A 26,416-nucleotide genomic window follows, 5' to 3' on the forward strand; every position below is an offset into this window, starting at 1 on the left:
CAAAGGAGGCTCAGCATGTCCGCATCCGATACCCCAGGTAAGCGCATCATCTTCACCGGCGGCACCGGCAAGGCCGGCCGGCATGCTATTCCCTACTTGCTGGAGCGCGGCCACGAGGTGCTCAACCTCGATCTGGTACCGTTCGCCCATCCCGGTGTCAGGACGTTGATCACCGACCTCACCGACAGCGGGCAGGCCTTCAACGCGCTGTCGATGCATTTCGACAGCAGCGGGCTCACCACCGGCAAGGGGCCTGCACCGGTGGATGCTGTCGTGCATTTTGCCGCCATCCCCGCCCTGTTGTTGCGCCCCGACAACGTCACCTTCCAGGCCAATGTCGCTTCGACCTACAATGTCATCGAGGCGGCGACAAAGCTCGGCATCCGCAAGATCATCATCGCGTCCAGTGAGACGACCTATGGCGTCTGCTTCGCCGAAGGCGACAAGGACTTCCACCAGTTTCCCCTGGAGGAGGATTACGATGTCGACCCGATGGACAGCTACGGCCTGTCCAAGGTGGTGAACGAGAAAACGGCGCGCGCCTTCGCCATGCGCTTCGGCACGGACATGTATGCGCTTCGCATCGGCAATGTGATCGAGCCGCATGAATACGACCGGTTCCCGAGTTTCGTCGCCGATCCGTTGTCGCGCAAGCGCAATGCCTGGAGCTATATCGACGCACGCGACCTGGGTCAGATCGTCGATCTTTGCGTCCGTAGGGACGGGCTCGGTTTCCAGGTCTTCAACGCCGTTAACGACACGATCACCGCCAATGAGCCGACCGAGGCCTTCTTGAGGCGCTGGTGCCCTGACGCGCCGGTCGCCCGCCCGATGGGCGAATTCGAAGCGCCGCTGTCCAACCGCAAGGCGCGCGAGGTACTCGGATTCCGCGAGGAGCATAACTGGCGGAAATATGTCTGACGTGGCGCTGGCGTCCTGCGGGAGTACCGGCCGTTCGCTCCGCTCGTCTTGGGGGCAAAACGGCACCCGAGAACTCAAAGCACAGCCGTCGCGACGAAGAAATGGAGTAGGATCGTCAGCGCATGCTGGATGATCCCTGCGATCGGGCCAGAGTCCGAGGCAGCATCGACCCCCGCCCGCAGCCGCTTCAGAGCGCTTTTCCAAGACGGAGCGAACTGGATCTGGGCAAGGTCACAGACAAAGGAGACCCTTATGAATGTTGGTTTCATTGGACTCGGGCGCATGGGGGTTGGAATGGCAGCCAACCTTTTGAAGGCCGGGCATGACGTTACCGTCTACAACCGGACGCCCGGCAAGGACGAGGAGATCGTCCAGATGGGCGCCCGGCCTGCCGCCGAGGTTGCGGAAGCCTGCGATGGCGAGATCGTCGTGACGATGCTGGCAGACGACCACGCGGTCGAAAGCGTGGTGTATGGCGACCAACGCGTGCTGGCGAGCCTGGCCAAAGGCGCGATCCATGTCTCGTCCAGTACGATTAGTGTTGCCTTGGCGGAGCGGCTCACAGCTGATCACGCCGCAGCCGGCCAACGCTTCGTCGCTGCTCCCGTGTTCGGTCGGCCTGAGGCTGCGGCGGATGGAAAGCTCTTCGTCGTTGCCGCCGGCGAGTCGGAGGCGGTCACGACAGCAACTCCGTTCTTCGACGCCGTGGGGCAGAAGACTTTCGTTGTCTCCGAGACGCCCAAGGCCGCCAATCTCGTGAAACTCAGCGGCAATTTCCTGATCGCTTCGGTTATCGAATCCCTCGGCGAGGCGATTGCGCTTGTGAGCAAGGGCGGCGTCGATCGACACCAGTATCTCGATTTGCTCACCTCGACGTTGTTTGGCGCTCCTGTCTATAAGACCTATGGCGGGCTGATCGTCGATCGAAAATTCGAGCCGGCAGGCTTCGCGGCACCACTCGGCCAGAAGGACATCCGGCTGGTGCTCGCGGCGGCTGAAGAGTTGCGCGTACCGCTTCCCATCGCCAGCCTTCTGCGTGACCGTTTCCTAAGCCTGCTCGCCCATGGCGGCGACAATCTCGACTGGTCGGCGCTCGGTTCGCTTGCAGCAAGAGATGCTGGGGAGGCCGCAAACTAAGGACCTGCGATCCCCCACCAGCAAAGGCAGACCAGGAGGTGGCCCACTGTCCAAGGATACCGCACATTTCATTCAAAAGGATCGCATCCCGGGGGGCGCTCTTGGACGGTCACAGCTTTCTTGGATAATGCCTGCGCGCCGCTTAACGCTCTCGACGTGGCCAATCGACGATCGCTGAGCACGCTCTTCCCTGTTCGGACCGCTCCCGTCGGCTCCCGTATCGTAAACCTCGTTGTGCTTGGATGAACAATTGCTGCACAGGCATATTAAAGCCAGCTTCGGAGAAAATACACTCCGACACCGTTTCGGAGCCCTTTCATGTCGCTATCTGGTACAAGAATTCGCTACGGCAGCCTCGCCCAGGCTTCTCACTGGCTTACCGCGCTGCTCGTACTTGTCGCCTTCCTGGTCTCGCAAGGCGGTCCTCCAACGCGCGTCTATGCGCCGTCCAACGCTGCCACCTTGCAGCTTCATGAATCGCTCGGTTTCACCGTTCTCGTGCTGCTGGTCATACGCTTGGCGTGGCGTTTTTTCGACCGTATTCCGGAGTCGCCGCCAATGCCTCTCTGGATGGATGTCGCGGCGAAGATAACGCATTGGGCGCTCTACGCGCTGCTGTTCGCGGTCCCTGCGACGGCGATACTCGGCGCATGGTTTGGCGGCCACCCGGTCACGGTATACGGCCTCGGCGCCCTTGGTCCGTTCTTTGGCGCCTGGCGCCTGGGCGCATCCCTTGCCGAGATCCATGGCACGCTCGGCGATGTCCTCATGTGGCTCGCGGGTCTGCACGCCGCCGCGGCCATCTTTCACCATGTCTTCCTACACGATCGCGTGCTGAAGCAGATGCTGCCTGGCCTGCCCAACTCGTAAATGGATCCGGTTGCAGAGCGGCATAAATTGGACAATTCGTTGCCACTTGACCTGGGTTGATTGCTACTGTCGATCTTGGCGTTCTTCGGGCGGACGAACCTTGCGGAACATTGCAAGCAGAAGGATGTCGTAGACAATTTTCAAGGCGCCCGCGATGAGCGGCGGCCACCCGAAACCGGAGATAGCGAGCAGTGAGCCGGCAAGGATCGGACTGGCGGCTGCCGCGAGGCTTCGCGGGACTGCGGTGACACTTGCTGCTGCCGCCCGCTCCCCAGATGTCACCACCGGCATGACGTTGGAGGTGCGGGTCGGTACATCCAAGCCAGGCCTCCAAACCGGGAAAGAAACACTAGGCAGACCTCGTCCCGAACCGGCTGATCTGACGGGCACCTCGTCGATGCCGCGCTGAAGCTGTTGGCCTAGTGGTCCAATCTTGTCCGAGGGGCATGTGAAAGATGAGCATTCGGAATCCGTGGTTGCTCGGGACGTCAGGGCACTGAGAAAAAGCGATCATGCCCATCGCTCAATACACGCCTCAGTTAACGGCCCCAGCTCTCCAAGAGCGCCTCACAAATATTTGATATATATGGAAATTCTGATCTAAGTGTTTTGATCCACAACGATCCCGCTCGACACCCTACGACCATCGTGGATCACGGTTGGTCACGCTTCGATCCAATTTCCCCTGAAATCATAGATTTGCGAGTTTGCCCAACCGTCGTGCGACGGGTGATAGATTGCAAATATGGCCAGTGACCTGCCAGGGGCATTGTCATCGCAAGACATGCGCCCTTCCCTGCCCCACAACGCAGCGTCGATTTCGCGTCACTGCACCCTTTCAGAAACGGCCCCATTGGCCCGCGATCGGGATGACTGAAATGGGGCCGGGAGCCGACTGACAGCTTCAGGCTGCGGATATTCAAGAGCGGACATGCAAGTCCGCGAAGGTGTCGTCGCGACCTGCCCCATTGTAGACGCTCAACGAACTCGCTTGAGCGACGATCACCAGCTTCGGCTGTAACAGTTTTCGCATAGCAAGCCTTGCTAGGTGCTCTTTGCCAGCGGGCCATCGTGAAAGCGCTCACCATGAAATAAACTCGGCATGATCGTCCTCCGCCGCTGCATCTGGCGAGGACGGATCGAGAAGGCGATGGAGCTACCCCGCCAGAGGGGCCTCCATAAAGATGAGATGGTTGCGCAGTTCAGGAGATGCTTCGTAGTAGGGCGCGATCTCCTGGAATCCGAGAGAGCGGTAGAGGCTAAGCGCCTCATCGTGGTTGCGGCCGGTATCAAGCCGCATGGCGGTGTAGCCCCGCTCAGCGGCCACGCGCACGATGGTCTCGGCGAGGCGGCGGCCCAGCCCTAAGCCTCGGCCCTCAGAGCTGATGAACATGCGCTTCATCTCGCATGTGTGTTCGTTGATCCGCTGCATCATCACACAGCCGACCACCTTTCCGTTCAGGCGGGCAACAAGGATCTCGCCATCCGGGGCCGAGTGTATCTTCGGCAGGTTGTCCAGGAGTACGGCCCATTCTTCTGGCGTGTAGTAGCGGTCGACGAACCAAGCATTCTCGCCATAGTGTGACCTGCACCAGTCGATGAAGCCGTTGCACAAGGCTCGAATGGCAGGGAAGTCGCCAGGTCCGGCTGGGCCGATCTCCGCGTTCTGTTCCACCTCTGCGCCCCACTCACGAATTCTACATCGGCAAAGCGGGCACTCCTCCCGAGTTCCATGGACGTCGAAAAGATGGCCGCGGTCGAGTCGAGCTCAAGCAATCGCCCGCTGGAAATTCGGAAGCTTTCTGCCCAATGGCTCTAACGAACTTGGTGGCTTCTGCTCAAGCTATAATAATCTGTAGTCGAAAAAGGTCTTCTTGACAATTTGCCGGCGCCTTCACTGAAAAGGGGGCTCGCCCTGTTCTGTTTCATTCCGTGACAATTGGTACGCGCTACCCTCACTGCCAAATCCCGATAGGTAGGCCGATCGTAGGCGCGGCCACATCGCTAGCGCCTCCTTCTCCGATAGGCAGAAATGCTGACGCCGGTCGGTGGCAGATGTTATCTTTTGCGATCCGTCCCCGATCGACGAAGGATCGCATCATTGGATAATTGGAGAATTGGGAATATCGGAGTGACCAGAATTCTGGAGATGTGCGACCCTCTGCGGACGCCATCGGAATGGTTCCCCGACTGCACCGACGAAGCACTCGAGCCGCACCTTCATTGGCTCATGCCTCGATCGATATCGCCGGCAACCGGCCGAATTATTCTTCCCATCCAGAGTTTCCTGGTTCGTACCGGACGTCACACCATTCTGGTCGACGGTTGCGTCGGCAACGACAAGACGATCGCAGACTTCCCGCACTGGCATCGCCGAAATGACGGCACCTTTTTGGCGCGTCTGGCGAATGTAGGCGTTGCTCCCGAGCAGATCGACTACGTGCTGTGCACCCATCTTCATGTCGACCATTGCGGCTGGAACACAAGATTGGTGGACGGGCGCTGGATACCGACATTCCCCAACGCCCGCTACATCATGGCGCGACGCGAGTACGAGGCTGCGCAGGCGGCCTCCTGCGATGCCACACGGACCTACGGGGACAACGTACTGCCAATCGTCGAGGCTGGTCGGGCTGTGCTTGTCGATATGGACCATGAACTCGATGACGAAGTTTGGCTGGAGCCGACGCCGGGCCACACCATGGGACACGTAGCCATCGGAATGAAATCGCTTGGCGTAGGGGCAGTGTTTTCCGGCGATCTCATGCATTGGCCGATGCAGTGCATTTACCCCGACTGGAACTTTCGGAACGACAAGGACCCTGACCAGGCACGTCGGACGCGGTGGGCATTCCTGGAGGCTTGTTCGGAAAATGGCCGCATCGTCATGACCTCGCATTTTCCTTTGCCGTCGGTGGGAACTATCTCGCGACGCCACTCATCATTCTGGTTTGATGAGTATCGGCCGCCGTAATCGCCGACGACGCCGACCACGTACCGTCGCATCCACAACTGTTGCAGCCGGTCCTGGTACGACGTTGGCTCCCTCGCGATAAACAACGGAGAGGGCGGCGAAAGGTGATCGATCTCGGCGATATCGCGCTTCAGATTGGAATGTCTGCTTTCAGGCGGTGGAAGGCCCTATCTCGACGACAGGCATTAGGCGCGTAGCCGATAGGCAGCTGTTGGGCCGGAAGCGGAATGGCAGCTTCTGGCTTCGCAGCGAAGATTGCAGACATTCAACCTGCTGAAAGGTCGTGGACTGGCCCGATGCTGACCTTCCACAGCATTAGAGGAAGATCAGCTATCAGGGCATATGAGGGCGTCCAAGCTCAAGATCGTGCGTGCCATCATCGAAATGTACAGCAAGCCTCGGCTTTCGATCGACCTCCAGCCTGAAGATGTCTGGGCGGCCATAGTGTCCGGCCACGTCGAGCGATCTTCGTGCGGCGCGCGCGGCGTCTACGTCTAGGTCGGCATAGAGAATTCCTTTCACCCGATGCAGCGGGCCAGCAGCAACGCCGCCGAATGGGTTCACCACTACGGCGTCGCCCGGATTGATCCATTCGTCCTCGGCAAAGAGCTTGCTGCGATCAGGAAAATCTTCCGGGATATCGATGGCCTCCAGGGCTGTTGCGGTGCTCAATACCCAGCAGCCACCTTCGCGAGCGATATGCTTCATGGTTGCAAGCCAAGTCTCGCCGCTGTCCCAGGTGGGTGCAACATAGATGTCGATGTTCTGGGCATAAAGCGCGAAGCGGGCGAGCGGCATGTAGCTCTCCCAACAGATCAGCGAGCCGACGCGGCCGATCGGTGTTTCGACGACGCGAAGGCCGCTGGCGTCGCCGAAGCCCCATACCATCCGCTCGGGATTGGTCGGCATCAACTTGCGATGGCGGTTGAGGATCGAGCCGTCAGACCCAATCGTCACGACCGTATTATAGAGGGTCGATCCGCTGCACTGGGAGTCGATCTCGTTCAGTCCCATAACGACGATCATCCCGTACTGCGCCGCCGCTTCCCGTAGCCGGTCGAGGCCTCCGGCGGAGACGTCCACAGCGTTGCGGCGGAGCTTTGCATGAAGGGAATTGGCAAGCGTCATGTCACCGCCCGGGCGCAGCCGCCATATCCAGGTCGGGTAACCGGGCAGATAGGCTTCGGGAAAAACGATGAGCTTCGCCCCCTCTGCCGCGGCCTCGGCGATTGATGCGATTGCGCGCTCGTAAGTCGCTTCGAGGTCGAGCAGCGCCGGCGGCTTCTGCGAGATCGCTATCCTGGTGTCCATCACATAGACTCCCTAGAAGATCGTGGCGACGGGGTGCGCCAGCGCCATCGCGCCCGCATACTGAGCCTGCGGCCCAGTCTGGAGCGGATGGAAGCGGGCGCCCTGAATGTCTCGAAAGCAACGCTCCAGCCCATTCCGTCTGTAGAAACCCAAGCCGCCACCCAGTTCCAGCGCGAGTTCGACGGTCCGTATCGCATGATCGGCGACGAGAGAACGGCCGATCATCACTTCATTGACGGTGTCTGCCGAAGGGGCATTCAGGTCGACCGTTTCCAGCATCCAGCGGTGAGCGAGGCGCGCGGCGCGGAGCGAGGTCTCCATTCGACCTGCGAGGTCGAGACTGTGGGGTGTCGGTGCCTTGCGCATCGCCAGGTCGACCGCAAGGTCGCGCGCACGCTCTGCAACACCGAGATAGACGGCGTAGATCAGGGGGAATGCGATCGTGGCGATTATCTGAAACACCGGGTGCCACTCTCCGGCACTGCGCGAAAATGCAACACCCGCTTCGGGTATGAACAGGTTGTCGATGACCACGTCATTCGAACCGGTACCGCGCATTCCCAGCACCTTCCACGTTTGCTCAACGCGCACTTCCGGGGCCTTCATAGGGGCGGCGAAGTGGATCACCGTGTTAGTTCCTTCCACCACGGCACCGGTCATCAGCAGATCTCCGGCCTCGGCGCCGGAGGTGAAGCCCTTGCGCGCGGATATTCGATAGCCGCCATCAACCTTGGTCGCCCTGCCGGAACCGCCGATCCAGTCGGAGCCGCCGCTCGAGAGCAAGATCAGTCGCTCAGCGGCGACCCGTCTCAGAAGAGGTTCTACCGCTGCGATCTTCTGGTGGCGCCAGCGCCAAACCGGAATGGCGACCTGATGGGTATGCATCGAAAAGGCAAGAGCGGTGGATCCGCACGCTTGGGCGAGCATGCGCAACATGTTGGCAAGTTCCGGTATTTCGGCGCCTTTGCCGCCCAACTCGCGGGGGACGCCAGCCTCAACCAGACCGGCCTCCTTCAGGAGAACGTAATTCTCGGCCACGAAACGATCGTTCTCGTCAAATTCGGCAGTGCGTGCGGCGAGCTTGGGCGCAAGGCCTTGCGTTATGGCGACGACGTCGCTGGCCTCGTTGACCGTGTCGACCGTAGGTGAACCTGCCGAGGTGCTTAGTGTTGCGTTCAGTGACATGAGATCCTCCCTCTATAGGAGGCTGAAGGATCGTCGGTAATGGCCGGACGTTCTAGTTCAGTATCTGTACTGCCCGCTATTTCCGAAAGCCTCGATGTGCAATAACATCCCGAACGGCCGAGTTGCGAGGTGGCCAATGGAAGAGCGCGGAAGTTACGGCCAGTTCTGTCCCGTATCGATGGCATCAGAAATCCTGTGCAGTCGCTGGACCACGCTGGTGGTGCGCGAGCTTCTTTGCGGCAGCACCCGCTTCAGCGACTTGCGGCGCGGGCTGCCCAAGATGTCCCCCGCCCTGCTCTCCAAGCGCCTCAAGGAACTGCGGGCCGCCGGCGTCGTAGTCACCTTGCCGAGGGCCAACGGCTCCGTCGAATATCGGCTGTCCGAGGCCGGGGAGGACCTACGGCCCTTGATCATGGGGCTTGGCAAATGGGCGCAGCGCTGGATGGAGTCCCGGCTTTCGCTGAAGAATCTCGACCCGTCCCTACTCATGTGGGATATGCGTCGTAGCCTCAATGTGAATCTGCTGCCCGAGCGGAGGTGTATGATACAGTTTCTGTATTCCGAGCTTCCACCCTCCCAAAAAAGCTGGTGGCTCGTGACCGAAGGAGGCACGGTCGACCTCTGCAATTTCGATCCCGGCCACGAACTTGATCTTCTCGTAACGAGTTCGCTGCGCTCCATGACCGCAATTTGGATGGGGCTGACGACGATCAAGCAGGAAGCCGCCAACGGCCAGTTGCAGATCGAAGGCGACCCGGCGCTCGCGCAATCAATGCAGCAATGGCTTGGACTGAGCGCATTCGTCCACGAGCCTCGGCGGGTGCAGTAGAGATTGGCCAAAGGGGCGCTTTCAGCCAATTCCGGAAGTTCCCGAGCCGCGGCGATTGTCGCTTCTGGGCCGATTCCGGACCGGCGGCTTTAGAGATCAATATGTCGAAGCGGACATTTACGCCGGTATAGAGTCGTGGCGGCTCTCGGAACAACGCGGACCCTGTATTCTGCGAGCCTCGTCAAACGCGGGCATCGAGTATTCGGATCAGTCCGCGCAGGAGTTGAACGGATTCGGCTGCCATGTCGATCACCCCGCCAAGACGACTTTGCCAAACGGCCGATCCTCGATCAGATGGCGCAAGGCTTCGCCCGCCTCGCTGAGGGAATAGACCCGCTCGACAATTGGCTTGATTGACCCGCCCACGATCAGGGGGATGATGTCGCGCCATGCAAATCCGTCACATCGATCGTGGTTTTGCGTCCCGCAGAATACCCCAGCGTGATCAGGACACCGCCGGGAGCAAGGCTGCTCAACCCCTCACTCGTCAGAGCGCCACCGATGCTCTCGATAGCGATATCGACACCCTTCCGGCCGTTAACGACGATCTAGGCCGGGTCACGATACAGGCGCTCGGCCGCGTCACGGTCGACGCTGAGACGGTCCATTTGATAAGGAAGTTCCGCCGGTCGAAACGCACGACGCCCCTGCGTGACAAGGTGGAATGACTATCGGCCCAGCACGTTCCGGCTATCGATTTGGGTGATCCTTCGTCATAACGTTGAAAAGCACAAGGCACGCCACCAGCGACACACATACGCCTATCAAATCGTCTCCTGTCAGGCCGGAAAGACAGACGAAATCAAACGCCAGCATGGCCATTGCTCTACCCTATGATATGGATTCGGAAATTCCACCAAGGTAGAACCGTTAGAGAACACTAATGTTCCGCTCTAAGGCGCGCGGCTGACAGCCCAGGCATGGCGATCTCCGTTGAAGGGGTCGTCGCAACGGAGGATAATCATCGGTTCGGCGGTAGCTTTTAGAACGGCCCCCACGCCAGCGCCGAGTCCGGCGGACAGAGCGAAGGCGAGCAGCGGCATCATGCGGCGGCGTCCGGATTGCCGCCCGCATATGGGCGATTGGCCAAAATCCCGCCGGCATATTGCCCTGAGCAGCGAAGTCCAATTTCGGCACAACCCCGCTTTTTGACGCTTTCCTCGCCAACTTCGGCCTTCAAAGTGCGGCGGCGTTCGCTATTCGCAGAGTTGGACACTGCTCGTTCCCGCGCACCGAAGCTTGATGAAGGTCGGCTTGGCCAAAAGCCGACACCCGGCTGGTCCGTTCGCGGGACATTGTGGCTGATCAACCGGCGGGCCACCGTACGAAATTAACCAATCTTGTCAGCTGGGAACATCGTTCAATGATCGACGTTATTTGCGTCAGTCACCGGAGTGTTTTCGCCCCGACCTCCTCCGGTCTGGTATAAGGCCCACCTCTTTGCCTGGTGGCAGCCCAGAGGGTTTTCCGTATGCTTGATCAGCATACCCTTAGAGCCTGCCTAAGCCCTCACGATATGGCAATTTGTCAGCGGGTATTCGATCAGATTTGCGCGGACGAACACCTCGACCCTTTAAGCCGTGATGCTGAAATACTAGCGTCGATGGTTGTGGGGACTTTTCGAAATGCACACACAAAGGAATGCGAACTGCTGGAGGCAGTCAGGTCTCGTCGTCCTTCAAAATTACAGCCCGCGTGCGCCATTGAGTGAGGCGGATCAATCGGGGTGCAGCGCGCGAGAGGCGCCCGAATCCGATCAAAATCCTCCGCCATGCTCAGGATCGGCGAAAAGCCTGCAGGCAAGCAACGGAGGTGCACTCTCTTGACGGCAAAAATTCCAGGCCCATATCGTAGTCGCGCGGCGCGGTTTTGGCTCACGCCAATCTCAAACTCAGTCCAAGCAGGACAACAAAAGAGCCCTCCTCGACCTCGACCGAGACATCGTCCAGCACGCTGACCGCACCGTAGGACTTCGACACCGACCTTATCGACAAATACGCCATCGGATCTAACCCTTCACACTGCCGGGTGTAATACTGCGTACGGTGCGCATTGGACCTGCTTGTCCAGACTGATTACGATCCCGAGTTTCTTTGTCATTATCCCGCTGGATTCATCCGGGACCGACCCTTGCCACCGCTGCCGGCAGGATCGCTTGGAGAGGAAACGGTTCGTGCCGGTTCCGATTAGGCGCTAGGTTGCTGCGGACTTGCCAGCGAGATTTGTTGACGGACGCAGATGCCGATTTTTTCAGTCAAGCACAGCACCAGCTATCGCTATAACCAGCCGGTGAAGTTTGGCGAGCACCGGCTGATGTTCCGACCGCGCGACAGTTTCGATCAGCGGCTTCTCGATCACGCCCTATTCGTGGCCCCCGAGCCGAGCGGGGTTCGATGGATCCATGACGTTTTTGGAAACTGCGTTGCCGTGATCGAATTCGAGGGCTCGGCCAATGAACTCCATTTCGCGACAGACATTCGGCTCGATCACACGCCGCAGCATGCGCCTGATTTCCGCATTGATGATGCCGCGCTGAACTATCCATTCTCTTACGATCCCGACGAGGCGGCCGATCTCGCGCAAACCATGGAGCGACATCATGCCGATGACGCCGACGAGATCGGCAAATGGGCACGGCAGTTCTTGAGTGCCGCAGGGCAAACCGAGACCGGCAAATTGCTGATGACGCTCTGCTACGCTATCCATGAAAGCTTCGTGTATTCGCGTCGGGTTGAAACCGGGACGCAGCCACCTGTGGTGACGCTGCATCTGCGCAAAGGCACGTGCCGGGACTTTGCGCTTTTCATGATGGAGGCGGTGCGGTCGCTCGGCTTTGCTGCCCGGTTTGTGACCGGTTATGTCTATGTGCCGAGCCGCGACAATGCTGATGTGCGCGGCGGAGGATCGACGCATGCTTGGTGCCAGGTCTATTTGCCAGGCGCCGGTTGGGTCGAGTTCGATCCTACCAATGGGATTGTCGGTAACCGGGATCTGATAAGGGTGGCCGTGGCCAGGCATCCCCAGCAAGCCATACCTCTTTCGGGAAGCTACTCTGGCAGCGCCTCAAGTTTTGTTGGCATGAGTGTTGAGGTGAAAGTAGCGAAGGAAAATTAGATCGGTCTGATGTTCTCCGGAACTGTTTGGGCAATTTGGAGTTTGCCTACAACAAGGCATTGGGGCATCGATGCGGATCCGCGCAGGTTTCAACCTCACCTACGAATGTCCGCAGCAGACACCAATGTTGCTCGCCCTTGAAATCCATCCGTCACGCCGCGTCGATCTGTTAACAGAACAGGTCATAGGCTTTGATCGACCGATCGAAGCCCGGGGTTACATTGATGCTTTTGGCAACGCGTGCACAAGAATAGAAGCGCCTGCGGGGCAGACGACGATATCTACAAGTTTCGAGATTTACGATACCGGAAAGTCCGATGTCGTCATGCCGGAAGCCATCCAGCACGACATCAAGGAGCTGCCCGATGAGGTTCTGAGGTTTCTCTTGGGCAGCCGCTATTGCGACACCGATCGGCTCGGCGACTTCGCTTGGGCGAATTTTGGCGACACCCCACCCGGCTGGGCGCGCGTGCAGGCAATCTCCAATTTCGTGCACAATCACATCGTTTTCAGCTACCAAGCCGCGGATCCGCTGCGGACCGCTTACGGCGCTCTCGCCGATCGAACCGGCGTCTGTCGCGACTTTGCGCATCTAGCAATCTCGCTGTGCCGCTGCATGAACATCCCGGCGCGATATTGCACCGGCTATCTCGGCGACATTGGCGTGCCTCCGGTGGCGGATCCCATGGATTTCAGCGCGTGGTTCGAAGCATATCTAAGCGGTCATTGGTTCACGTTTGATGCTCGGCATAACCGCCCTCGAATAGGTAGGATCCTGATGGCGACGGGTTGCGACGCGACCGATGTTGCCCTCTCAACCAGTTTCGGTTCATCGAGACTTGCTGGCTTCAAAGTTGTCACGGAAGAAATCCCAGCGGAGCACTTGTTAGCGATCCCTATCGGAGATCCGGTGTCTTCACCTTGATCTGATCGTTGTGGCCACAAGTGCGTGCCGCAGGATATCGCTAGGGCACGGCACCCGCCGCGTAGAGATGCAAGCGCCGAAGACCGCCAGGAACCGGCCTGGCGAGTGCCATTCCTGCTTCGCGTGGCTACTGCGGCACCTGCGTCGAAGGGACGGCATGTCGACCGTTAATGCCGGAGCTTGACGCAATGCGTAGCAGGCTGCTTACAGCCCTGGATACGCACGTCACGACCTGTTGCTGCCGACTCCCACGGCGCCAGTACGACGTCGACGAAGCCAATCCGCGAACAGGGGACCCCCCTGCTCGTAAGCGGTGGCTGGCGGACCTGCCAACAACACTTTACGACTGAACATGGTCCACGCTAGCTGTAGCGGACACGGCGCGACCTAACCCCTTCATTGAAGCCGTCCGGCGCCGCTCCAGCAAAAATAGCCAGCCGGAAGAAAGCCTGACTTATTGGCCATCCCCAGTACTCGTCTGATCTGTAAAGAGGTGCCTTGCTAAATTTTGAGTAGAGGCACCAAGATTCAGTTAAGTTCGCTCTGATATGCTGGGCCAATCGGAAGCTAGGCCGACCGAGATTCCACCTTGCCATTTGCAATGCAGCAGCGCTTCCGCACCTTGATGACCTGGACCAGCCTTCCGGCATTGATCGCCCTCGTCGTGCTGTTGATCGCTGGATTTTTTGCCGACCATCAAAACAGCACCGTTGCCGAGCAGGTATTGCGTGTTGACGTTGCGAAGGAGATGAACCTCATCCGCGCCAATCTCGAGGGCAACGTCAATGGAGATCTTCAGCAGGCGCGCGGCCTGATCGCGACGATCGTAACCGAACCAAATATGAGTCAAGCCCGCTTTGCCAAGCTGGCGGAGAGCATCTTTCGCGAGAAGACACACCTCAGAAACATTGGCGCCGCCCCCGGCCTGGTCATTTCGTTGATGTATCCGCTGGAAGGCAATGAAAAGGCCGTTGGACTGGACCTTCACAAGGATGAAAAGCAGGGTGAAGCGGTTCTTCGGGCGCGCGATACCAAACAACTGGTGTTGGCCGGACCGGTAGAACTCAAACAAGGGGGTCAGGCATTCATCGGGCGATTCCCTGTCTTCCTTGACGGTGACCGCCCTACCGAGACGTTCTGGGGCATAGTGGCTGCGGTAATCGACATTCAGAAGCTGTACGCGGACAGCGGTCTTTTAGACAAGAAACTGCCGATCGAGATCGCCCTGACGGGCAAGGATGCTCTCGGCGAAAGAGGCGCGCGATTTTATGGTCCTGCGCACGTGATCGAAAGCAATCCCGTTACGGCGGAGGTGCGGCTGCCGACAGGATCATGGCAGATTGCCGCTATTCCCAAGGGTGGTTGGAATGCGACGCCCCGCAACTCCTGGATTTTGCGACTGGCAATGCTCATCGGCGGCGCTCTGGTCGTGGTTCCCATCGTCATTGCAGGGCGGCTTCTCGATCAACGACGCAAGCACTACGCCGATCTGCGCCGCAGCGAGCGACGGCTTGCACAGCTTTCGGAGAGGCTGGAGCTTGCGCTTGACGCCTCGCAAATTGGCGTCTGGGAACAGGATCTCGACTCGGACATGATATACTGGGATGACCGCCTGAACGAAATCTATGGAAAACCGGCAGATGGCGAACCGAGGTCCTTCGAAGAGTGGTCAAGATCGATCCACGCTGACGATCTTGAGCAGGCCAAGCTGGATTTCACGCAAGGAATCGCGACCGGCCTATACTCGTCGGAATATCGCGTCGTGCTTCCCAATGGCGTTGTTCGGCATCTTCGCGCGCGTGCCAAAAGCTACAGGGATGAAACCAAGCACAAAATGGTCGGAGCGGAATGGGACGTGACGGCGGATGTGGCCCTGACGCGGGAATTGGAGCAAGCAAAAGACCTCGCCGAAACGAGGAATGCTGAGCTCGAGGCGGCGACGGCGCGCAATGAGCATGCAGCGCTTCACGATACGCTGACCGGCCTTCCAAATCGCCGCTACCTCGACATTATGCTCGACAGTCACCCCGCCGCAGGTTCAACCGCCGACGGCGGCGCCGCGCTTCTGCATCTTGATCTCGATCGTTTCAAACAGATCAATGACACACTCGGCCACGCTGTCGGGGACGCCGTGCTGATCCATACCGCAAAGGTGCTGATATCGACTGTCCGGTCAGCAGATTTCGTTGCCCGAGTGGGAGGCGATGAGTTTGTCGTAGTCTGCAGCGGCGATATCTCAGCTGACCAACTCAGCCAACTGGCCGATGGCATTCTACAGAGATTGCGACAGCCGGTGCCCTATAAAGACCACCAATGCCGTATCGGTGTCAGCATCGGCATCGCGGTCGATGCGGACGGGGCCGTCGACGGCCCGCGCCTGATGGTCAACGCGGACATAGCGCTCTACCGGGCAAAGAGCCGCGGACGCAATCGATATGAGTTCTTCACCCAAGATCTCCAGTCTGAGATCGTTCGGACCAAACGGGTCGCCGATGAGATCCTTGCAGGCCTGGAACGTAACGAATTCGTTCCCCACTACCAGCTGCAATTCGACGCGAAAACACTGGAGGTTGCGGGCGTTGAGGCGCTCGCGCGCTGGAACCATCCGACCGACGGTCTTCAGACGCCGGCCGGGTTCCTGAAGATTGCGGAGGAGTTGGATGTCGTTGCGATTATTGACCGGCTGATACTCGAGCAAACCCTTCACGACTTTGATCAGTGGCAGAGAGCGGGGCTGCTGGTGCCCCGCGCTTCGGTGAACGTCTCTGCTAGGCGGCTGCAGGACGAGGAACTGATCAACAGCCTGACGTCGCTTTCAATAAAACCAGGAACTCTTTCGTTCGAGCTTCTAGAGTCAATTTTTCTCGACGACAATGATGAGCTTATGGTCTGGAACGTCAACCAGATCAAGGAACTCGGTATCGACATCGAAATTGACGATTTTGGCACCGGCCACGCGTCGATTGTCAGCGTGATGAAACTTCAGCCACGACGGCTGAAAATTGCACGCCAGCTAATTGGTCCAATTGCCGAGTCAGCCCAACAGCGAGAGGTCGTACAATCGATCGTACAGATTGGCAGGTCCCTGGGGGTGGAAGTCGTCGCCGAAGGTGTCGAAACGATGCAGCAGGCCAAGATCCTTAAGGATTTGGGCTGCGACATCTTGCAAGGCTATGCGCTGAGCCGGCCGATGAGCGCACACGGCATCATGGATTTCCTAGGCAGCCGTCGAAGGCGCACCGCGTCATGACATCGACGCATGCCGGCGACAAGCACGTCGCATCCGACGCGCCGCGCTAGCCCGAACGTCAGTCGACTCTAGGAAGGAGTCCGGGCGGCCGACCGCATCGGTCCCGTCCGGGATGAGGTTTGTCAGAGCCGTTCGAGCGTCAGCATGCCCGGATCGCCCTTCCAGGCCTTGGAAAGTTCGTCCGCGGCCTTGGTTTCGGCGGCAGTATCGCCTTGCGCCTTCGCCGCCTGCTGCAGCCCGAACAGCGCCCAGGCACTGCTGCGTGCGCGGTGGAGCGCCGCCACAAACTCCTTCGCCGCGGCCGCCGGCTGCCCGTTCTTGAGGAGGGCGGCGCCCAGGGACTGCCTCACAGGATAGTACCAGTACGGAGGCTCCATATAGGGGATTGTGTCCTCCGTTTCGGCCGCCTTCTTCCAGAAGGCTATCGAGCCGCCGACGTCATTCTCGGCCTGCGCGGCGCGGGCGCGTACGACATCTTCGGCCACTTGCAGGACCGACAACGCCGGTATCCCCCAGGCGTCGTGCACCGACCAGTCGGTTTCCTGAGCAATCTTGTGGATGGCATCTGCCTCTGCTCGGGCGCCCGAGGGGTCCTTCTTCTCGGCCAGGGCGACGCCGCGCGCATAGTGCCACATCGACGTGATGTAAGGCGGCGCGCCGGCCGGCTCGGCCTTAGCCAGGATCGCATCCGGCTCGGCATATTGCGCCCAGGCGAAATACGGAGCTGCCTTCACCGGCTGCACGATCGGAATGGCCGTCGCTACTTCGTTGGTCAGAAACTTGTCCAGCTTGTCTGCCTCTGCAAGCACCGTCTTCGAGTCACCGAGGAGCTGGGCCGAAACCAATACGAAGTGCACGTTGTGGGAATAGTAGCCAAGCGGGTAGACACCGACAGCGCCGGTTTCGGCGAGATAGGTCTCGTCCACTTTCGAGGCAGCTTCGTTGGACTTCAGCGAATCCGTGTAGCGGCCGACGCGGTAGTAGATATGGCTCGGCATATGGACGATGTGTCCGGCCCCCGGCATCAGCGCTGCCAGCCGATCCGCGTAGCGCTCGGCGCGCTCCGGACGATCCGAGGCCTCTACAAGATGAATGTAGAGGTGCATCGCCATTGCGTCATCAGGCTTCTTGGCGAGAACGCCTGCCAGCCGCCTCTGGACGTCGGCGGTGCGGCCCTTGGGTTCCTTGCCGCCCGGCTGCCAATAGTCCCAGGGCTGCGTGTCCATGCCGGCCTCTGCGGCCAGCACGGCGAGTTCGAGATCATCAGGATATTTGTCGGAAAGCGCCGCAGTTGCATCGGCGAAGGCGGCGTTCAGGGTGTTTCGATCGGCATTGGTATCTTCGGAATACCGCGTGGCGACCGCCTCGATCAGTTCCCGCTCCTTCTCGGGGACACGGGATGAAAGCGCCTGCGCCTTTCGAAGAGCAACGATCGCCGGTGCATTGGCGGCGGGATCCATCGGCACGTTGATGTTCGGCCCCAGGATCAGCGCCTCGCCGAGGAAGCACATCGCACAGTCGGGGTCGAGGCTTTGTGCCTTGCGGAAGGCGCGTCGCGCCTCCGCGTGATTGAAGTTGGTGGCAAGCCGCAGCCCCTGATCAAAGTATTTTTGGGCATCGGCGCTCTTTGTATTGATCGGATAGCTCAAGGAGCCCAGGTCGTCCCACAAGGGCGGCTGGGCCTCCTCGTAGGCCTTCATGTCTTCCGGGGCCAATGATTGGCCGACGGCGGCCAGGACGACGCAGTGTGTGATGTCGACTTCCCCCGGCAACGGTACTCTTGGCGCCGCCGCAAGCTGCGACTGCAACGGACTGTCCGCGGCGTAAGCGATGGCAGCGCCTGTGCCGAAACTCATCAAGGCAATGGCGGCCCATCCTGCACTTGGCAGGCAAGCACGCAGTTTCATCTGAACCTCCTGGCGTTCGGTACGGTCGCCAACCTCCGATCAGCCTTGTCTCTTCCAATTATCGATTGGATGCGGGCGTTGATGATCCGCCTCTGGCCGCCGTTTGGTAACATATTTCCTGTTGCTAATGTAGCCGCTGATAAGATGTCTTTTACCTCGTCGTGCCCGAAGACGTTAATCCGCAGACCAGAGACTGCGCGACCAACCTATCCGATCCGCCAAAGGCCTTTAGCCGTTGCACCATTGCCGCGATTTTGAGCGGACTGCAAGGGTCGCAAGCTTGGCGCACATTGGCCCTCTGTTGGCGAACAAGTGAGCGTCCCACTTGGGTCAAAGCCGACAGGTGAACGGCTGGCGGCCAACACGGCGAAACCCGCCCGTTAAGCGCGCCAAGCGGCATTGTCCATTTCCATCCGGATGACCGCAAGGGGCCGGAGGCGGACTGGCAGCTTATGGCGTCCGCGAAGCGAATAGCGGAGGTCAAACCGATAGGGCTAAGGTCCTGGATTGACCCTGGCCGTCTGAAAACGCGGTCCGCTCGCTTGAGGGATAGAATGTCCTTTTACGACCTCGCCATGTCGCAGAATTAGGCAACCGCACAACAAGGTTCTAATGGCTGTAGCAAGAAATTCTATGCAGCTCTCACGCGAATGCCGTTCCACCCGACCAAGACCAATTCCGGTCATTGCCTCGTTCCACCTGAAGGTCGCGAAAAGGGTACGAACCCGGACTTCACACAAAACGCGCATCGTCTCAGCGCTTAAGGGTTTGGCGATCTCCTCGAGGCGTTCGCAGGGCGCGTTTCCCGATGCAGCCGACTTCGCAATGCGCTACACTCCCAGACCCCCTCGGCCGTGACGGCACTGGCTGGTGGGGTGATGTTACGGACGATTGGTCGCTCCCTGAAGGAGTTTCGCCCATGAAGCGCAAAATGGCCGCCCTGATGGTCGGCGATATCGTCGGCTATTCCGGGATGATGGAGCGCGCCGAGGAGCAAACGGCGGATCGTTTGGCGAGTTGCCAGGCCCTCATTTCGGAAAAGGTCGAACTGCTCGACGGCCGGGTTTTCAAGACGACGGGTGACGGGGCACTCGCCGAGTTTCCGAGCGCCGTGAGCGCCGTGCGAAGTGCATTCGAGATCCGCAGTGCGCTTGCCGGTGCGCAAGAGCCGCACACCGAACCTTTCAGGATGCGGTTCGGTCTCCATATCGCGGATGTCGTGGTGCAGGGCGATGATCTGGTCGGAGATGGCGTCAACCTCGCGGCGCGCATACAGGCGGCAGCCGAACCAGACTCGATCTATGTGAGCGGTGCGCTCTTCGATCATGTACGCCGCAATTCTGCGTTCATATTCGACGATATCGGCGAGCGGGCATTTAAGAACATCACGGAACTCGTGCACCTCTATCGGGTCCGTGGGGAGATCGGAGCGCATCGGCTGCAGTCGGCGCCGACGCAACTGCTGATCACGAAGGAACGGCGGCCGTCATCGGTTGCGGTGCTTCCCTTCCGCGTTTCAGGCGAGAACGAGGACCAACGCTATCTCGCCGAAGGACTCACCGAAGAGCTGATTGTCGAACTGGGGCGATTTCGGCGTCTTTCGGTCAGCTCGCGGAGTGCGACCTTCTCGATTGCCGACTCCCACCCCGATCCGCTGAAGGTCGGTGAGGTTCTTGGCGTTCGATATGTGCTCGAAGGACAGGTGCGGAAGATCGGCGAGCGGGTCTCGATCAGCCTCACGCTGTCGGAAACCGACCAGGGGACGGTGGTTTGGAGCGACAAAATCCAGCGATCGTTTGAGGAAATCCTTGCCCTGGTTGACGAGACCGCCGCGAGGATCGCGGCAACCGTGTCCGGACGGATGGAGGAAGCGGCCATGGTGGCGGCACGGCGAAAGCTGCCCGAAAACATGACCGCCTTCGACTGCCTTCTGCGCGGGCTTGATCATCATCGCCTCGGCGGCGTCACCGACGACAATGCACGCCAGTCCGTCGGCTGGCTTACAAAGGCGATCGACGCCGACCCAAACTACTCAGCCGCCTATGCCTGGAGGGTCTGCGCAGCGTCATGGTTGCCGGACTTCGACTACGAGCAAGGTCGAAGGGACATTCACCGCGCGCTCGAGCTTGATCCCTGCGATGCAGAGGCAAACCGGATTATGGGCGTGTTCGAACTCATGAATGGCAACTTCGACGAGGCCTTGGCACACGGCCGCAAGGCGATGGAGCTGAATCCGACGGATGCCTACATCAAGGCAAGATGCGCGGCTATGTATAATTTCGCGGGCGAAGGAGAGCATTCATTGTCTCTGCTCGATGAAGCCGAAATACTCGACCCATTCCTTCCTGTGTGGTGCGTCGAGGAACGGGGCGTGGCCTTCTATGCGCTGGGCCGCTATGCCGAGGCTATTGAATCCCTTGGTAGGCTCACGTTTCAGACCACTCGATCGCGCCTCTATCGGGCGGCTGCGCTGGTGGCCCTCAATCGAGCCGACGAAGCCAGTCGACTGGTCAGGGAAGCTGTCGGTGGCAAGCCAGATCTCACGGCCTCCGCCTTCACCAGTCGCGAGTATTACCGCGATCCCGAGAAGTCTACGGAGCTTGGCCGCTTGCTAAGGGAAGCAGGTTTGCCGCCATAAGGTCGCTGGCGAGCGTCTACCGCTAACGACAACCCGTTCGACACACACTGTCGAAGTCTGCGACTCGACTCCCGTCGTTTGCGATCGAAACCGCGAATGGCGGGTTCGATCGCGCAACCTCGACCTACCGCTTCGCCGTCGGCGATGTCTGCATTTAGGCAGTGGCAAAGGCGCCCTCAAGGGCCGACATGCGGCGCTTACCGGACACCAGCAGCTTACCTTCTGCGCTCCGGTCGCCTCATTCGTTCCACGTTGTCGATCGGAGAACGGCCTGCATATGCTCTGCGAGGTCGAGCTCACCGCGCGCCTCAATCTCTAAAAGATATCGGGCCTTGGCCAGGCGATCCCTTTTCCCAACCGCAGCGTAGCCGCAGATGGCGAGCAGCGCCCTCTCCTCCTCGCGGCTGGCTCTGTCGGAGCCGCTGCTGCCACCGCCTACGTCATGCAGGGCTTTATCGAACGCACCATAAGCCGTCTTGTGCGCCTCAATCAGCGCTCGCAGATTATTCGACGGCTCTTGGTCTCGGCCCGGCGACTCTGCACCGAGCGCCGTTGCCGCAACCGTCGAGGCGACGACTGCGCTGCCGGAGTGGAAGAGCAAGACGCGGCGATCGATCCTAGACGTGGCAAACTCTCCCATTTGCTGTGATGGCGATCAGACCAGTGACGTAAACCATTGGACCGTAACACGACGGGTTGCGCATTCGTGTCAGGATGGACCCTGGTAGCCGACGCAGAGCTTGCCGGCTGGCAAAATGAAGCACCACCGCCCCAAGCGACCTGAGAGAATGAAATGATCGCCGTTCTCAAAGTTCGTTGGCCGATAGTTGGTGCGGGTGGTCGGGCTCGAACCGACACTCCTTTCGGAACTGGATTTTGAATCCAGCGCGTCTACCAGTTTCACCACACCCGCAAAGCACTAGTTCATTGATCTCTCAACGCTCCCATGCTGCACCTAGGCAAAAGCCGAAAGAGCGAGAATTGAGAAGCGGCATACTCCTAACCTATTGAAACACGTCGATATTGCGCCACGTGCGGGTGGTAGACGCGACCTGATTTTGAGTCGAGCGCGTCTACCAATTCCGCCATAGGGGCTCAGGCCCGAGGGCCTGGATGGGCGCGGACTATACGGTTGGAGGCCTGTTCGTCAACTGGCCAAATGCGCCGGCGTACTCGGCTTGCGGCAAAAGCCCGCCTTTCGGTTTCGTGAAGCTCCTGCCATTGTGCGGCGCGGAAAATCTTTCTAGACAGGCCCGCATCAAAGCGCGTTGCGTCTGGGCGACATGCATTAGGAGAGCCGATGCTTCGCGGACTTTACGACTGGACCTTGTCGCTGGCGGCCCGCAAATCCGCCGAATGGTGGCTGGCCTTCATCGCCTTCGTCGAAAGCTCGGTGTTTTTCATACCTGCCGACGTCTTGTACCTGCCCATGGCGTTGGCGCGGCCCGAACGCGCCTATCGCTACGCGCTCACCGCCACCGTTGCGTCCGTGCTGGGCGGCATTGCCGGCTGGCTCATCGGTTACTATGCCTACGACACGATAGCACGGCCGATGCTGGAGCACTTCGGCGGCCTCGACACGTTCGAGAAGTGGCAGTCGTCCGGCACCGGGCTGATGCTGGTGCTGCTCGTCACATCCGGCGCTGCTCATCTGCCGCCGATGAAGGTGGTCACCATTCTGGCCGGGGCACTTCACGTCAATCTTGTTGTCTTCATCGTCTCGGCCATCCTGGCGCGCGGCGCTCGTTTCCTGCTTCTTGCCTGGCTGCTGCGCCGCTATGGCGAGGAGATCAAGGAATTCATCGAGAAGCGTTTGGGATTGATCGTCGGCGCCGGCGCCGCCGCCCTGATTTTGCTCTATATCGTCGTCAAATACGCGTTCTAGTCCATGTCGCCCAAAAGTGCGCAGCGGTTTTGGGACAACGACATGGACAAACAGAGACTAGGCGGACGGGCAATTCAACGGATCACAACACCATGACAGCGACCATGAATGCCGATACCGGACGCCAGCGGACGCGCACTGCTTTGTTTCTCGCCGTCGCCATGGCCGCCACGGTGGGCTCCGCACTCGCCTTCCAGCACATTGGCGGCTACATCCCTTGCCATCTCTGCCTGGAGCAGCGCACGCCCTATTATATCGGCGCGCCGCTGATGGTTTTGGCGGTGATCGCCTCGATGCTCAACACGCCCGCATGGCTGACGCGTGGCCTGCTTGCCATCGGCGGCCTGCTGATGCTCTACGGCCTCTATCTCGGTGTCTACCACTCGGGCGTCGAATGGGCCTGGTGGCAGGGCCCGGCCGACTGCACGGCCGGCGCCGGCCCGGTCGACACCGGCGGCAAGGGCGTGCTCGACGCGCTCGACAAATTCGTGCCGCCGTCCTGCGACAAGGCGGCTTTGCGCATCCTCGGTCTGTCGCTGGCCGGCTGGAACGCAATCGCCAGCTTCATCCTCGCCGCCGTCGCCTTCCGTAGTGCGCTTTCGCGCGATTGATCAAATTTGATTAAGCCCCACGGCGCAGGGTTCGAGCAAAATTCGACAGGTGAGTCGCATGGCGCCGCTTTCGACGTCCGAGCCAGATCGACCCCCACTCCGTCTCGGCTTCGCCGAGCCACCTCTCCCCCGATCGACGGGGTAGAGGAAGGCGCGAGCCTATTGCAGCCAGCGCTCGTCCAACAGGCTCCCTTCCTCTCCCTCCGGAGGGGGGAGAGGTGGCGCTGCGAAGCAGCGACGGAGTGGGGAAGCCGGTCCTTAACGCGAAGCCGCTGATAAGTGAGCGCGGCCCAGCTGCTCCGATATCGAGGTGCGTCAGATTATCATGGACTGGTAGGCGTGTGAGCACCGGAAGCGCAGAAAGCTGCGTCAGGCGACCAGCCTCCCGAATTCTCGAACGATCTCAGGGTTCCAGCTCGACATCCCAGTACAGATAATCCATCCAGCTTTCATGCAGATGGTTGGGCGGGAACAGCCGGCCATTGTTGTGCAGGTCGTGCACTGTCGGCTGATAGGGCTTTTGCAGCGGCCACATCTTGGCGTGCGCCGGCATCATGCCGCCCTTCCTGAGATTGCAGGGCGAGCAGGCGGCAACGACGTTCTCCCATGTCGTCGCCCCGCCGCGATGGCGCGGGATGACATGGTCGAAGGTCAGGTCCTCGGGCGTGCCGCAATACTGGCACTGGAAGCGGTCGCGCAGGAAGACGTTGAAACGGGTGAACGCCGGGTGTCTCGACGGCTTCACATAGGCCTTCAGGCTGACGACGCTGGGCAGCTTCATCGAGAAGGTCGGCGAAGACACCGCATGCTCGTATTCGGCGACAATGTTGACCCGGTCGAGGAACACTGCCTTGATGGCGTCCTGCCAGGACCAGAGCGACAAAGGGTAATAGCTGAGCGGACGGTAATCCGCATTCAGCACCAGCGCAGGAAGCCCATCCGGAGATACGGCAACCGTCACCTTGTTGACCTCCTCGTTCTAGAACCGATCGGCGCGGATACTGTAAGCCCGACATGACAGGGATGTGAAGCGGATTGTCGCTCGCCAAAAGCGGCAAAAATGCAGGATTTTCATGCTTTTTTGCGGTTTCAGGCCGGCGGCGCGGCGTCCCTGCCCCTGGTTTCGCGATAATAGGACCAGAAAAGCCGCGATGCGACACCTCGCCACGGGCTCCATGATTCGGCCAGAGCGATGAGTGTTTTCTCCGGCGGACGCGGCTCGATGCCCAGCGCATGGCCGACCGCGCTCTGCAGCGCGACGTCGCGCGCGGGGAAAATATCGGGGTGGCCGGCGGCAAACAGAAGGTAGACTTCCGCCGTCCACGGACCGATGCCCGGCACGGCAGTCATCGCCGCGATCGCCTCCTCCGCGTCGAGCGAACAGAGGTGATGCAGGTCGAGCCCGTCAACCACGGCCTGGGCAATGGCGATCAGGCCGCGCTGCTTCGGCCGCGACAGCCCGGCCTCGCGAAACATGTCTTCGCCGGCGGCAAGGATGGCCGGCGGCGTCAACGGATCGACCAGTTTCACCAGCTGGCCGAAAATGGCATCGGCGCTCGCGCGGGAGACCTGTTGCGAGACGATGATCGAGGCCAGGCTTCGGAACCCCGGTTCGGAGAGCCGCAGCGGCACCTCGCCGGCCATGCCGCGCACCTTTTCCAGCCGCGGATCGATTACGCAAAGCGCGTCGAGCCCTTGCGCAATGTCGTCAAGCGTGGCGATGCGTTGCATGCTTTCTTGTTCCTGAACCGGCCGCACGGTAGCAATTGGCAAAACCGCTGCACAACCCGATTGCCGCTTGTGAGATGACGCTCCTGACATTCCGCTTCGCGCCGAGCCCGAATGGCGAACTGCATCTCGGCCATGCCTATTCGGCGCTGCTCAACCAGCAGCTGGCGCGCGCCGCCGGCGGCCGCCTGCTGTTGCGCATCGAAAACATCGACACGACGCGCTGCACGCCGGAATTCGAGGCCGGCATTTTTCGCGATCTCGAATGGCTGGGGCTCGAATGGGAACGACCGGTGCGGCGTCAGGCCGGACATTTCGCCGACTATCAGGCAGTGCTCGACCGGCTGATCCGCGAAGAGCTGGTTTACCCCGCTTTCATGAGCCGTGGCGAGATCAGGGCCTTCATCGCCGACAGCGAAAAGCGTGGCCGCGGCTGGCCGCGCGACCCCGACGGCGTGCCGCTCTATCCCGCCGCCGACAAGGCGCTGCCGATCAGCGAACGCAACCGCCGGATCGCCGACAATGCGCCCTTCGCCTGGCGCCTCGACGTCGAAGCGGCACGGTCGCGCATCGGCACGGATTTGTCCTGGCGTGAATTCACCGACGAGACGCTGTCGGCGACGCGTCACGTCGAGGCGCGTCCGCAGGACTGGGGCGACGTCATCCTGGCGCGCCGCGACATCCCGACCAGCTATCACCTGGCCGTCGTCGTCGACGACGCCCTGCAAGGCGTCAGCCATGTCGTGCGCGGCCGCGACCTCTATTCCGCGACCGGCATCCAGCGCCTGCTGCAAGAGCTGCTCGGTCTAGGCCAGCCGGACTATTTCCACCACCGTCTCGTGCTTGGACCGGATGGGCGCAAGCTGTCGAAGAGTTTTGGCGATACCGGCCTTGCCGCACTCAGGCAGGCAGGCGCGTCACCGGAGGATGTCAGGCGGCTCGTCGGGCTCTAGCTGTTCCGGTGTGTTGAGATTGAGGTCAGGCCGTGCCGAGAACGGTTGATACCGAGAACCGGAGCGGAGCGTACTTAAGTCCGTGTTGGGGTGGACGGCCCCCGACGGCATCGCAATGTGCCAGAATGAGGTCGTTGCAAATCTCAAACAAGGGAGACCGTCCGTGGATAAACTTATT

Annotated in this window: 21 protein-coding genes, 1 tRNA gene and 1 pseudogene; 13 read left to right on the forward strand and 10 right to left on the reverse strand. The window is 60.2% G+C overall.

All coding sequences use genetic code 11. The annotated features are described in order from the left end of the window. The first annotated feature begins 15 nt into the window (after window positions 1-15). The 3 genes from H0241_RS33810 (at window position 16) to H0241_RS33820 (ending at window position 2,928) form a co-directional block, all read left to right on the forward strand. Window positions 16-921 carry an NAD-dependent epimerase/dehydratase family protein gene (locus H0241_RS33810; RefSeq protein WP_181062053.1) on the forward strand — a complete coding sequence of 302 codons (906 nt, stop codon included), beginning with the start codon at window positions 16-18 and terminating at the stop codon, window positions 919-921. 252 nt (window positions 922-1,173) lie between these two features. Beyond that, window positions 1,174-2,058, forward strand: coding sequence for an NAD(P)-dependent oxidoreductase (locus H0241_RS33815; protein ID WP_181062054.1), 885 nt, complete (start codon window positions 1,174-1,176; stop codon window positions 2,056-2,058). A 318-nt stretch (window positions 2,059-2,376) separates the two neighbouring features. Then, the gene (locus H0241_RS33820) at window positions 2,377-2,928 is read left to right on the forward strand and encodes a cytochrome b (protein WP_181062055.1); all 552 of its coding nucleotides are present in this window, start codon (window positions 2,377-2,379) and stop codon (window positions 2,926-2,928) included. 63 nt (window positions 2,929-2,991) lie between these two features. On the opposite strand, the pseudogene H0241_RS33825 reads toward H0241_RS33820, so the two are convergent. Together H0241_RS33825 and H0241_RS33830 are read right to left on the reverse strand one after the other, a co-directional pair. Beyond that, window positions 2,992-3,249 (reverse strand): annotated as a pseudogene (locus tag H0241_RS33825) (MFS transporter); the annotation flags it as partial. A gap of 835 nt (window positions 3,250-4,084) precedes the next feature. Then, window positions 4,085-4,603, reverse strand: a complete 519-nt coding sequence (locus H0241_RS33830) for a GNAT family N-acetyltransferase (protein ID WP_181062056.1) — start codon at window positions 4,601-4,603, stop codon at window positions 4,085-4,087. A 456-nt stretch (window positions 4,604-5,059) separates the two neighbouring features. On the opposite strand from H0241_RS33830, the gene H0241_RS33835 reads away from it, so the two are divergent. Further along, entirely contained in the window at window positions 5,060-5,902 is an 843-nt protein-coding gene (locus tag H0241_RS33835; RefSeq protein WP_181062057.1) for an MBL fold metallo-hydrolase, read from the forward strand. A gap of 333 nt (window positions 5,903-6,235) precedes the next feature. Here H0241_RS33835 and H0241_RS33840 read toward each other — a convergent pair whose 3' ends face one another. Beyond that, window positions 6,236-7,213 (reverse strand): carbon-nitrogen hydrolase family protein, encoded by a 978-nt coding sequence (locus H0241_RS33840; RefSeq protein WP_181062058.1) that lies wholly within the window; start codon window positions 7,211-7,213, stop codon window positions 6,236-6,238. Between the two features lie 12 nt (window positions 7,214-7,225). Then, window positions 7,226-8,398, reverse strand: coding sequence for an acyl-CoA dehydrogenase family protein (locus H0241_RS33845; protein WP_181062059.1), 1,173 nt, complete (start codon window positions 8,396-8,398; stop codon window positions 7,226-7,228). Between the two features lie 136 nt (window positions 8,399-8,534). Between H0241_RS33845 and H0241_RS33850 the strand changes: the two genes are divergently transcribed. After that, entirely contained in the window at window positions 8,535-9,227 is a 693-nt protein-coding gene (locus tag H0241_RS33850) for a winged helix-turn-helix transcriptional regulator (protein ID WP_181062060.1), read from the forward strand. A gap of 249 nt (window positions 9,228-9,476) precedes the next feature. On the opposite strand, the gene H0241_RS36540 is transcribed toward H0241_RS33850, so the two are convergent. Then, window positions 9,477-9,593 (reverse strand): zinc-binding dehydrogenase, encoded by a 117-nt coding sequence (locus tag H0241_RS36540; protein ID WP_181062061.1) that lies wholly within the window; start codon window positions 9,591-9,593, stop codon window positions 9,477-9,479. Between the two features lie 23 nt (window positions 9,594-9,616). Between H0241_RS36540 and H0241_RS33860 the strand changes: the two genes are divergently transcribed. From H0241_RS33860 to H0241_RS33875, 4 genes are all read left to right on the forward strand, one after another. Then, window positions 9,617-9,895 (forward strand): hypothetical protein, encoded by a 279-nt coding sequence (locus H0241_RS33860; protein ID WP_181062062.1) that lies wholly within the window; start codon window positions 9,617-9,619, stop codon window positions 9,893-9,895. A gap of 1,570 nt (window positions 9,896-11,465) precedes the next feature. Next, the gene (locus H0241_RS33865) at window positions 11,466-12,341 is read left to right on the forward strand and encodes a transglutaminase family protein (protein ID WP_181062063.1); all 876 of its coding nucleotides are present in this window, start codon (window positions 11,466-11,468) and stop codon (window positions 12,339-12,341) included. Window positions 12,342-12,411: 70 nt separating this feature from the next. Further along, window positions 12,412-13,266: a transglutaminase-like domain-containing protein gene (locus H0241_RS33870; protein WP_181062064.1), complete on the forward strand. Its 855-nt coding sequence runs from the start codon at window positions 12,412-12,414 to the stop codon at window positions 13,264-13,266. 601 nt (window positions 13,267-13,867) lie between these two features. Beyond that, complete coding sequence (locus H0241_RS33875) at window positions 13,868-16,516, forward strand: bifunctional diguanylate cyclase/phosphodiesterase (protein WP_181062073.1); 2,649 nt, start codon at window positions 13,868-13,870, stop codon at window positions 16,514-16,516. 122 nt (window positions 16,517-16,638) lie between these two features. On the opposite strand, the gene H0241_RS33880 is transcribed toward H0241_RS33875, so the two are convergent. After that, a complete protein-coding gene (locus H0241_RS33880; protein ID WP_181062065.1) occupies window positions 16,639-18,423 on the reverse strand; it encodes a hypothetical protein in 1,785 nt (594 codons plus the stop codon). A gap of 919 nt (window positions 18,424-19,342) precedes the next feature. On the opposite strand from H0241_RS33880, the gene H0241_RS33885 reads away from it, so the two are divergent. After that, window positions 19,343-21,061: an adenylate/guanylate cyclase domain-containing protein gene (locus H0241_RS33885; RefSeq protein ID WP_181062066.1), complete on the forward strand. Its 1,719-nt coding sequence runs from the start codon at window positions 19,343-19,345 to the stop codon at window positions 21,059-21,061. A 238-nt stretch (window positions 21,062-21,299) separates the two neighbouring features. Here H0241_RS33885 and H0241_RS33890 read toward each other — a convergent pair whose 3' ends face one another. Both H0241_RS33890 and H0241_RS33895 read right to left on the reverse strand, forming a co-directional pair. Continuing rightward, complete coding sequence (locus H0241_RS33890; RefSeq protein WP_235984613.1) at window positions 21,300-21,662, reverse strand: hypothetical protein; 363 nt, start codon at window positions 21,660-21,662, stop codon at window positions 21,300-21,302. A 227-nt stretch (window positions 21,663-21,889) separates the two neighbouring features. Continuing rightward, a tRNA-Leu gene (locus tag H0241_RS33895) sits at window positions 21,890-21,974 on the reverse strand. A gap of 387 nt (window positions 21,975-22,361) precedes the next feature. On the opposite strand from H0241_RS33895, the gene H0241_RS33900 reads away from it, so the two are divergent. After that, window positions 22,362-22,946 (forward strand): YqaA family protein, encoded by a 585-nt coding sequence (locus tag H0241_RS33900; RefSeq protein ID WP_181062068.1) that lies wholly within the window; start codon window positions 22,362-22,364, stop codon window positions 22,944-22,946. Between the two features lie 92 nt (window positions 22,947-23,038). Further along, window positions 23,039-23,557, forward strand: a complete 519-nt coding sequence (locus H0241_RS33905; protein ID WP_181062069.1) for a disulfide bond formation protein B — start codon at window positions 23,039-23,041, stop codon at window positions 23,555-23,557. Between the two features lie 403 nt (window positions 23,558-23,960). Here the strand turns inward: H0241_RS33905 and H0241_RS33910 are convergent, their stop codons facing one another. Further along, a complete protein-coding gene (locus H0241_RS33910; RefSeq protein WP_008874122.1) occupies window positions 23,961-24,518 on the reverse strand; it encodes an HNH endonuclease in 558 nt (185 codons plus the stop codon). Between the two features lie 128 nt (window positions 24,519-24,646). Then, window positions 24,647-25,288 carry a DNA-3-methyladenine glycosylase family protein gene (locus H0241_RS33915; RefSeq protein WP_181062070.1) on the reverse strand — a complete coding sequence of 214 codons (642 nt, stop codon included), beginning with the start codon at window positions 25,286-25,288 and terminating at the stop codon, window positions 24,647-24,649. A gap of 74 nt (window positions 25,289-25,362) precedes the next feature. Here H0241_RS33915 and gluQRS point away from each other — a divergent pair, with 74 nt between their 5' ends. After that, complete coding sequence (gluQRS, locus tag H0241_RS33920; protein WP_181062071.1) at window positions 25,363-26,238, forward strand: tRNA glutamyl-Q(34) synthetase GluQRS; 876 nt, start codon at window positions 25,363-25,365, stop codon at window positions 26,236-26,238. Window positions 26,239-26,416: the final 178 nt, after the last annotated feature.

This window comes from Mesorhizobium neociceri, assembly GCF_013520985.1.
Classification (GTDB): domain Bacteria; phylum Pseudomonadota; class Alphaproteobacteria; order Rhizobiales; family Rhizobiaceae; genus Mesorhizobium; species Mesorhizobium neociceri.